Genomic DNA, 1726 nt, shown 5'->3' with positions numbered 1-1726 from the left:
GCAGCGCCAGACTTCAACGCAAAAGAATGTGAAAACGACAATTAGGCTGGAGTAACATCCTCCCATGAGGCAACACGTCTCTCATCCGGATTGTCGCGCCACAAAGTTCGACGTTCACGAGGAGTCGATCATCTCGGCCTACGCGATCGGCACGCGCTCTCTTTTTCGTGGGCTGGCATAGCAGAGCGGCCCCGTCGCGCGCGTAATCCCGACGATTTTCTGCAACAAGCCGACGCCGATGGATTGGTTTTCAGGAGACAACGCCGGGTGAGTCGACTCTCCGCTCCCTGGCCGCTGCTCAATTTTCCTAATCGAAGCGGTTGCACTATGCAGGCGCATACTGTCGGTCATTTCGCACGTGCCGATCGCTCAATGGTGTGTCGGGCACGCGAAGCAATTGATCAGCATCAACATGTTCCGAACGTGCGGGTGGATGCTAACCAGTATGCGTCGCAAACAGAACGGATGCGTTGCCGTACCGGCGTCTTCCGATGTCGCCGGCCTTCACCGCAGGAGCCACAGATGAAGTCAGATGAAGTCCTCAAGCATGATATCGAGCAGGAATTGCTCTGGGGCCCCGCCATTGATGCAGAACAGATCCGGGTGAAGGTCAACGCCCGCATCGTGACGCTCGCCGGCTCGGTATCGAGTTGTGCCCAAAAGCTCGCGGCGCAAAAAGCGGTGCAGCGTGTCGCTGGAAGCCGCGCAGTTGTCTTGGAGCTTACCGTTAGGAGACCGTCTCCGACGACGCACTCCGACGAAGAGCTCGCAGCCGCCATCGTATCGGCATTGAAGTGGCAGGAAGGATTCGAGGGAACGGAGGTTCGGGTCGAGGTGGACCGCGGTTGTGTCACGCTCAGCGGAGAGGTCACGTGGGTCTATCAGCGCCACGCTGCCGAAATGCTTGTGAGCCGTATGCGCGGGGTCGTGGGCGTCGCAAACCAGCTCGCAGTTCGAAGCAACGAAATCGCCAAGGATGTCCATGCCCAGATTGCCGCAGCGCTGGCGCGGCGCTCCCTGCACGAGGCCGTCGGTATCTCGGTTGATGCGCACGACGGAGTCGTCAGGTTGACCGGGACGGTGAATTCGCTGGCAGACAAACGCGCCGCCTGTAACGCAGCGTGGGGAGCCAAAGGAGTCCGATGGGTCGTAGACCAGGTCAACGTTGCGTGAAAGCTCGAGCTATGCCCATGACGAGGCCACTGGCGGATGATCTTCTAAAACGCTCTCCGCCGTGCCGCGCTGGCTTGCGTCGCAGTAGACATGTATTTGCTTCGCGAACTGCGCCTCAGACTCATCACTACCGGCCGAGACGATGTCGCTAAGACCGGAAGAAGTCATTGTCGCCACCACCTCGGCGTAACTCCATTGAAAAACTAATCCGAATCCGGTAAATGTTTGACAAAAATTGCCTCCTTGCGCGTTATCTCGACAGGCTTCATGTCGAGGGAACGGGAACGAAACGCGATCTGCAAGCGCGGTGTGCGCAAGCCGAGGTGGCTCGTCGCCTGGATGTGTCGAGGCAATCGGTCAGCGTCTGGGCAAAGCAGTTGTCCGGGCTCGATGGGCAGTTGCTCGAAAAGCGGCGCTTCGAGGGTACGCGATTACTTAGGGCAATGCTGAAAAAGGTCAACGCATCAGGGTGGCAGGCCGTTTATATTGAATGAGACAAAAGACCCTAGCGATGGCAGCAGATCAAGGCGCCGGCTTCGAGCAGTATCGTCGG

The 1726-nt window shown here is 58.4% G+C and carries 2 protein-coding genes; both read left to right on the top strand.

The annotated features are described in order from the left end of the window. Positions 1 to 522 precede the first annotated feature (522 nt). On the top strand, positions 523 to 1173 hold the full coding sequence (locus tag AWB65_RS34755; RefSeq protein WP_087671249.1) for a BON domain-containing protein: 651 nt from the start codon (positions 523 to 525) through the stop codon (positions 1171 to 1173). Between the two features lie 221 nt (positions 1174 to 1394). Continuing rightward, positions 1395 to 1667, top strand: a complete 273-nt coding sequence (locus AWB65_RS34750; RefSeq protein ID WP_087671248.1) for a hypothetical protein — start codon at positions 1395 to 1397, stop codon at positions 1665 to 1667. Positions 1668 to 1726: the final 59 nt, after the last annotated feature.

Origin of the sequence: Caballeronia humi, from assembly GCF_001544475.1 — a bacterium.
GTDB lineage: Bacteria > Pseudomonadota > Gammaproteobacteria > Burkholderiales > Burkholderiaceae > Caballeronia > Caballeronia humi.
This window is presented reverse-complemented; position numbering and strand designations above follow the sequence as displayed.

Excerpts from the sequence above, each read along its gene's own strand:
- AWB65_RS34755 (WP_087671249.1), top strand. The coding sequence starts at position 523 with ATGAAGTCAGATGAAGTCCTCAAGCATGATATCGAGCAGGAATTGCTC.
- AWB65_RS34750 (WP_087671248.1), top strand. The coding sequence starts at position 1,395 with ATGTTTGACAAAAATTGCCTCCTTGCGCGTTATCTCGACAGGCTTCAT.